General features: G+C 41.6%; 12 protein-coding genes and 1 CRISPR repeat array. All 12 genes read right to left on the reverse strand.

All coding sequences use genetic code 11. From position 1 onward, the window contains the following. Positions 1-16: 16 nt before the first annotated feature. Positions 17-308: direct repeats of the CRISPR family, unit length 29 nt; unit sequence GTTGCTAATGTACCGTGTGGAATTTAAAC. 59 nt (positions 309-367) lie between these two features. After that, positions 368-631 carry a 30S ribosomal protein S17 gene (gene rpsQ, locus ABWK04_03705; GenBank protein MEZ0360992.1) on the reverse strand — a complete coding sequence of 88 codons (264 nt, stop codon included), beginning with the start codon at positions 629-631 and terminating at the stop codon, positions 368-370. Then, positions 628-831 carry a 50S ribosomal protein L29 gene (rpmC, locus tag ABWK04_03710; GenBank protein MEZ0360993.1) on the reverse strand — a complete coding sequence of 68 codons (204 nt, stop codon included), beginning with the start codon at positions 829-831 and terminating at the stop codon, positions 628-630. The genes rpsQ and rpmC overlap by 4 nt, the downstream gene beginning before the upstream one ends. Further along, positions 828-1253, reverse strand: coding sequence for a 50S ribosomal protein L16 (rplP, locus tag ABWK04_03715; GenBank protein ID MEZ0360994.1), 426 nt, complete (start codon positions 1251-1253; stop codon positions 828-830). Before rplP ends, rpmC begins: the two co-directional genes overlap by 4 nt. A gap of 3 nt (positions 1254-1256) precedes the next feature. After that, entirely contained in the window at positions 1257-1952 is a 696-nt protein-coding gene (gene rpsC, locus ABWK04_03720; GenBank protein ID MEZ0360995.1) for a 30S ribosomal protein S3, read from the reverse strand. Further along, on the reverse strand, positions 1953-2294 hold the full coding sequence (rplV, locus tag ABWK04_03725; GenBank protein ID MEZ0360996.1) for a 50S ribosomal protein L22: 342 nt from the start codon (positions 2292-2294) through the stop codon (positions 1953-1955). It lies immediately after the preceding gene. A gap of 9 nt (positions 2295-2303) precedes the next feature. Next, the gene (gene rpsS / locus ABWK04_03730) at positions 2304-2579 is read right to left on the reverse strand and encodes a 30S ribosomal protein S19 (protein MEZ0360997.1); all 276 of its coding nucleotides are present in this window, start codon (positions 2577-2579) and stop codon (positions 2304-2306) included. 176 nt (positions 2580-2755) lie between these two features. Beyond that, the gene (gene rplB / locus ABWK04_03735; GenBank protein ID MEZ0360998.1) at positions 2756-3622 is read right to left on the reverse strand and encodes a 50S ribosomal protein L2; all 867 of its coding nucleotides are present in this window, start codon (positions 3620-3622) and stop codon (positions 2756-2758) included. A gap of 10 nt (positions 3623-3632) precedes the next feature. Next, positions 3633-3929: a 50S ribosomal protein L23 gene (rplW, locus tag ABWK04_03740; GenBank protein ID MEZ0360999.1), complete on the reverse strand. Its 297-nt coding sequence runs from the start codon at positions 3927-3929 to the stop codon at positions 3633-3635. After that, positions 3926-4525, reverse strand: a complete 600-nt coding sequence (rplD, locus tag ABWK04_03745) for a 50S ribosomal protein L4 (protein ID MEZ0361000.1) — start codon at positions 4523-4525, stop codon at positions 3926-3928. Before rplD ends, rplW begins: the two co-directional genes overlap by 4 nt. Next, entirely contained in the window at positions 4522-5229 is a 708-nt protein-coding gene (gene rplC, locus ABWK04_03750; protein MEZ0361001.1) for a 50S ribosomal protein L3, read from the reverse strand. The genes rplD and rplC overlap by 4 nt, the downstream gene beginning before the upstream one ends. A gap of 2 nt (positions 5230-5231) precedes the next feature. Then, positions 5232-5543 (reverse strand): 30S ribosomal protein S10, encoded by a 312-nt coding sequence (rpsJ, locus tag ABWK04_03755; protein ID MEZ0361002.1) that lies wholly within the window; start codon positions 5541-5543, stop codon positions 5232-5234. Between the two features lie 10 nt (positions 5544-5553). Beyond that, a partial coding sequence (tuf, locus tag ABWK04_03760) for an elongation factor Tu (GenBank protein ID MEZ0361003.1) occupies positions 5554-5680 on the reverse strand: 127 nt, incomplete at its 5' end.

Here is a 5680-nt window from a genome sequence, read left to right on the forward strand (position 1 = left end):
GGAGGGGGTTGAGGAGGTTGCTAATGTACCGTGTGGAATTTAAACTAGATATCACTGACAGGTTTGGCATAAAGAAAGCCGTAGTTGCTAATGTACCGTGTGGAATTTAAACTCTTTTATAGCTTTTCCAAGCATAAAGTCTTCAGGAAGGTTGCTAATGTACCGTGTGGAATTTAAACGTCAAAGCTCCCCCAGAGGAGGCCTGAGAGAACCTCGTTGCTAATGTACCGTGTGGAATTTAAACCTTTCAAGTAGCTCCAGCAAAAGCCTGTAGCCCTTGTTGTTAATGTACCGTGTGGAATTTAAACGGATAGAATACTAAAATTAGATAAAAGGAAAGATTTTCAACCTTTCTTCTGATTAAAAGTTACAAAGCCTCTTCGGGTACTCTAGCTCTTTGGAGTATTTTGACAACAACCCATCTTTTAGTTTTTGAAAGTGGTCTCGTTTCTCTGATCAGAACAAGATCACCAATTTTACATTCATTATTGGGGTCATGAGCGTGATATTTCTTGCTCCTTATTATGTGCTTTTTGTAAATAGGGTGCGGTACTTTTCTGTCAACTTTTACCACAACGGTCTTTTGCATTTTGTCACTTACTACTGTTCCCACAAATTCTTTTCTTTTCATGATACCTCTCCTTTCAATTCCTTTTCCTTTATTATAGTAAGTACTTTAGCCAGATCTCTTTTAGTGTTCCTTATAGACATGATGTTAGGAAGACCTTCTATCTTTTTTTTAAACCTGAGTTTTACGAGTTCCTTCCTTAGTTCTTCCTCTTTTTTCTTCAAATCCTGAAGGCTCAATCTTCTGAGTTCTTCAGCCTTCATACTATCATACCTCCTGATTTTATAAGCCTCACCTTTATAGGCAATTTGGCGGAAACTAGTTTAAAAGCATCTTGTGCAACACTTTCTGGCACACCGGAAAACTCAAAAAGCACTCTCCCTGGCTTAACAACAGCTACAAAGCCTTCCGGATCACCCTTCCCTCCACCCATCCTTACCTCGTTAGGTTTTTTAGTGTAAGGTTTATCTGGGAAGATGCTTATCCATACCTTTGCTCCTTTTCTCAAAGCGCGCACAAGAGCTATTCTTGCCGCTTCTATCTGTCTTTGAGTTATCCAATGTGATTCAAGAGCTTGTATTCCGTACTCACCAAAGGCGAGTTTATTACCTCTAAAGGCTTTGCCTTTCATCGTTCCTCTTTGTGATTTTCTAAACTTAGTTTTTTTCGGTGCCAAAAAAGACATCTTTCATACCTCCTTTTCAGCTTTCTTTAGATCTTCTTCTATCTTCTTTATTATTTCCTCTTTACCGCCTTTGAGTATATCTCCTTTGTATATCCAGACCTTTACACCCAAAACGCCGTATTTGGTTTGAGCTGTCGCAAAGCCATAATCTATATCTGCTCTTAAGGTTTGGAGTGGCATCCTACCCACCAAAAACCACTCCGCTCTTGCAAGTTCTGCACCGCCTATCCTACCCTTTACCTGGACCTTTACTCCCTTTGCGCCAGCTTTAAAAGCATTGTCTATAGCTCTCTTCATTGCCCTCCTGTGAGATACACGCCTTTCTATTTGAAGAGCTATCTCTTCTGCCACGAGCTGAGCATCAAGCTCAGGAACTCTTACCTCATCAACAGTTATAGTAACTTCCTTACCTACCGCGATACTCTCTATGTCCTTTTTAAGTTGTTCTACCTCCGCACCTTTTCTTCCGATAATGATGCCAGGTCTTGCTGCAAGTATTCTCACTTTCACTTTTTCAGCAGCCCTCTCTATAACTACTTTGGAGACACCTGCGGAAGCGTACCTCTTCTTTATGTAATCCTTTATGCTCAGATCCTCGTGAAGAAGTTTAGTATAATCCCTTTTACCGGCAAACCACTTTGAGTTCCAATCTTTTATTACGCCTATTCTAAACCCTATAGGATGCGTCTTTTGTCCCATTCACTTTTCCTCCTTTTTCTCCTCTAAAACTATGGTTATATGAGAGGTTCTCTTTCTGAGCATAGTTGCCCTTCCATGTGCTCTTGGCATCCACTTCTTGTATATGGGTCCTTCGTCTGCTACAGCCTTCTTTATATAAACCTTTTCAATATCAAGTCCGTGCTGTTCCGCATTGGCAAGAGCGCTTTTGAGGACACCTTCTATTATTTTTGCACTTTTCTTAGGTATAACTTTGAGCTGGTAAAGTGCATTTCCTGCACTTTGACCTTGAATAACTCTCAGCACCTGCCTCACCTTTGTAGGTGAGATCTTCGCATACTTCAAAACAGCCTTCACTTCCATATCTTTACCTCACTTCTTTTTTGCTACCTTCGCTGACTTTTCGGGATGTCCCTTGAAGGTTCTTGTAGGCGCAAACTCACCAAGCTTATGCCCTACCATATCCGCAGTTATGTATACCGGTACAAAAGTCTTACCATTGTGTACAGCTATGGTATGTCCAACAAATTCTGGAATTATGGTTGTGTCTCTGCTGTAAGTCTTCACGACTTTTCTATCCCCTGTTTGGTTCATAAGTTTGATCTTCTTCCAGAGCTTTGGATCAACCCAAGCTTTTTTGTTAACCAATGCCCTATACTCGTTCCATACCTCCCTATATCTCGCAAGAGCTTGCTGGAAGAGACTCTCCGTGTGCTGTACCTTTCTAACCTTTTTATATATTCTTTGCGTCTTTTTATAAAGTTTTAGGAAGGTATCAAGGTCCTCTATAAGCCTGTTTCTCTTATTCCATGCACCCCTGAAACTCATTTCTGCAAGCCTCCTTTCCTTCTGGAGAGTATAAACCTGTCAGAATACTTTTTACCTCTTCTCGTTTTATAACCTTTCGTTTTCCAGCCCCAGGGTGATTCTGGATGTTTACCTTTTGTTTTCCCTTCACCTCCACCGTGCGGGTGATCCACGGGATTCATAGCCGTCCCTCTCGTGTGGGGCCTCCATCCAAGCCACCTGTATCTTCCAGCCTTCCCCATCTTTATAAGCTCATGTTCAGCAAGACCTACAACACCAATTGTTGCCATACACCTTTGATGTACTAACCTTATCTCTCCGGAAGGTAGCCTCAATTGTACGTAGTCATCTACCTTGCCCAATATTTGAGCTGACATACCTGCTGATCTTGCAAGTTGACCACCCTTACCGGGATGTAGTTCCACGTTGTGTACCATCGTACCAACAGGTATATACTTCAATGGCATAGCGTTCCCAACTTTTATCTCAGGAAGCTCCTTTCCCTTTTCAGCATCCTCGTATGATATAGACACAACCGTGCTACCGACTTTTAAACCATCAGGCCAGATTATGTATCTTTTTTCACCATCAGCGTAATGTAAAAGTGCTATACGTGCGGATCTGAAAGGATCGTATTCTACCGAGACCACTTTCGCAGGAACAAGGCTTTTATCCCTTTTGAAATCTATGATCCTATATCTCTTCTTGTGTCCTCCTCCTCTGGATCTCGCCGTTATTTTACCTTGTTGTCTTGATCTTCCTTTAGCTCTGTGCCAGTATACTATAAGGGACTTTTCAGGTTCATCTTTCGTGATCTCCTTAAAGTCATAAAGGATCGCATGCCTTTGCCCGTTAGTGACCGGTTTCAACTTTCTCACACCCATACTGCTTACCTCACATATTTAGTAGATCTATCTCCCTATCGGGAGGAATTGTAATTATAGCCTTTTTGTAAGAGCGTGTGTAGCCATATTTCCTAAGTTTACCGAGTACTCTTTTCTTTCTTGGCTTTACTATCAGGGTGTTTACTTTGATGACGGGAACTTTAAAGAGCTGTTCAACAGCATACTTTATCTCGTGTTTAGTAGCATCAATGGCTACCTCAAAGGTGTACTTTTTTCTATCCTCTATGAGCCTGTTGCTTTTCTCAGTGATGATAGGTCTTATTATGATCTCTTCAGGCTTTCTCATGCTGATAACCTCTCGTATATCTTGTTTATAGCTTCCTTGTGAAGAGCAAGTACGTCACACCAAAGTATGTCATAAGCGTTGAGACCCTCAACGGGAAGTACTTTCACTGTTTGGAGGTTTCTAAAGGACTTCATAACTACTTCATCCTTTTGCGGAATAACTACGGTTACTTTAAGATCTTTTAATCCCAAGTTTTTCAGAAATTCCAAAGCTTTTTTTGTCTTAGGAATATCACCTATATTTACACCATCAAAAATAACTATCTTGCCTTCCTGAGCTTTTGAGGAGAGCGCCATTTTTAATCCCAATTTTCTGACCTTTTTGGGAAGATTGTAGTAGTAATCTGTAGGCTTTGGACCGTGAGCTACACCTCCACCTACAAATATGTTGGCACCTCTGTCCCCATGCCTTGCATTACCTGTACCCTTTTGAGGCAGGAGTTTTCTTCTGCTATAAGATACTTCACCTCTTGTCTTAGTACTGTGCGTTCCCTGTCTTTTTGACGCAAGTTGCCACTTTATCACTTCCCAAAGTACATGTCTTTTTACTTCCACGTTAAATACATCATCTCTGAGTTCCATATCTCCCACCTTCATACTTGTGCTCCTTTTACGAGATTTTCATTTATGTGTTTTAACCTATTTAGTTTGAGCTTCTGCGATTTCCTTTGGGATATAACACTTTTCTCCACTACCAGATGACCGCCTACAGGACCAGGAACCGAACCTTTTACCAAAAGAAGATTCTTTTCAGGAAGCACATCAACTACAAAAAGGGCTTGAACTCTTACCTTTTGCGCTCCGTAATGTCCTGCCATTCTCTTACTCTTCCACACCCTTCCGGGATCAGATCTGTTCCCTATTGAACCCACAGCTCTGTGGTATCTGTGTCCGTGAGATTTTGGAAATCCTCCAAAATCCCACCTTTTCATAGTACCCGTAAATCCTCTACCCTTGCTGATACCCACGACGTCTACCAAATCACCGGGTGAAAAGACATCGCCAACACTAAGCTCTTGTCCTACTTGGTAACCTTCCACACTGTCTACTTTGAACTCTCTAAGGATCCTCACGAGTTTAACACCCGCTTTTTGTAAGTGACCTATCTGAGCTTTTGTAAGGTGTTTTTCTTTTGCGGAAAAGGCACCGAGTTGAATGGCTGTGTAACCATCTTTCTCTTTGTTTCTTATGGCAACTACTACATTAGGTTGTAATTCAATCACAGTTACAGGAATTGCCGTACCATCCCTTAAAAATACTCTCGTCATGCCGACCTTTTTACCTATCAACCCTACAGCCATGATCAGCTCCTCATTTTTAATTCAACATCCACACCTGCGGGTAAGTTAATACTCATAAGAGATTCTACCGTCTGAGGCGTGATCCTCGTTATGTCAATAATCCTTCTGTGTTCCCTTATCTCAAAATGTTCTCTTGATTGATCAAACTTGTGGGGGGAGCGAAGCACTATCCATCGCTTTTTTAGTGTGGGAAGTGGAATGGGACCTTTTGCTATACCACCAGTTCTCTTTACTGTGTCTATGATCTGTTTGACAGACTGATCAAGAAGTCTGTGATCATAGGACCTTAGCTTTATCCGTATCAACTCCTCCATTTTTCACCTCTCAATCAAGAATCTGAGTAACAACTCCAGCTCCCACAGTCCTTCCTCCTTCCCTTATAGCAAACCTGAGACCTTCCTCCATCGCTACAGGCTGTATGAGTTCTACCTCAAGCTCCACATTATCCCCT

The organism is Hydrogenobacter sp. (assembly GCA_041287335.1).
GTDB lineage: Bacteria > Aquificota > Aquificia > Aquificales > Aquificaceae > Hydrogenobacter.

Excerpts from the sequence above, each read along its gene's own strand:
- rpsQ (MEZ0360992.1), bottom strand. The coding sequence starts at position 631 with ATGAAAAGAAAAGAATTTGTGGGAACAGTAGTAAGTGACAAAATGCAA.
- rpmC (MEZ0360993.1), bottom strand. The coding sequence starts at position 831 with ATGAAGGCTGAAGAACTCAGAAGATTGAGCCTTCAGGATTTGAAGAAA.
- rplP (MEZ0360994.1), bottom strand. The coding sequence starts at position 1,253 with ATGTCTTTTTTGGCACCGAAAAAAACTAAGTTTAGAAAATCACAAAGA.
- rpsC (MEZ0360995.1), bottom strand. The coding sequence starts at position 1,952 with ATGGGACAAAAGACGCATCCTATAGGGTTTAGAATAGGCGTAATAAAA.
- rplV (MEZ0360996.1), bottom strand. The coding sequence starts at position 2,294 with ATGGAAGTGAAGGCTGTTTTGAAGTATGCGAAGATCTCACCTACAAAG.
- rplB (MEZ0360998.1), bottom strand. The coding sequence starts at position 3,622 with ATGGGTGTGAGAAAGTTGAAACCGGTCACTAACGGGCAAAGGCATGCG.
- rplW (MEZ0360999.1), bottom strand. The coding sequence starts at position 3,929 with ATGAGAAAGCCTGAAGAGATCATAATAAGACCTATCATCACTGAGAAA.
- rplD (MEZ0361000.1), bottom strand. The coding sequence starts at position 4,525 with ATGAAGGTGGGAGATATGGAACTCAGAGATGATGTATTTAACGTGGAA.
- rplC (MEZ0361001.1), bottom strand. The coding sequence starts at position 5,229 with ATGGCTGTAGGGTTGATAGGTAAAAAGGTCGGCATGACGAGAGTATTT.
- rpsJ (MEZ0361002.1), bottom strand. The coding sequence starts at position 5,543 with ATGGAGGAGTTGATACGGATAAAGCTAAGGTCCTATGATCACAGACTT.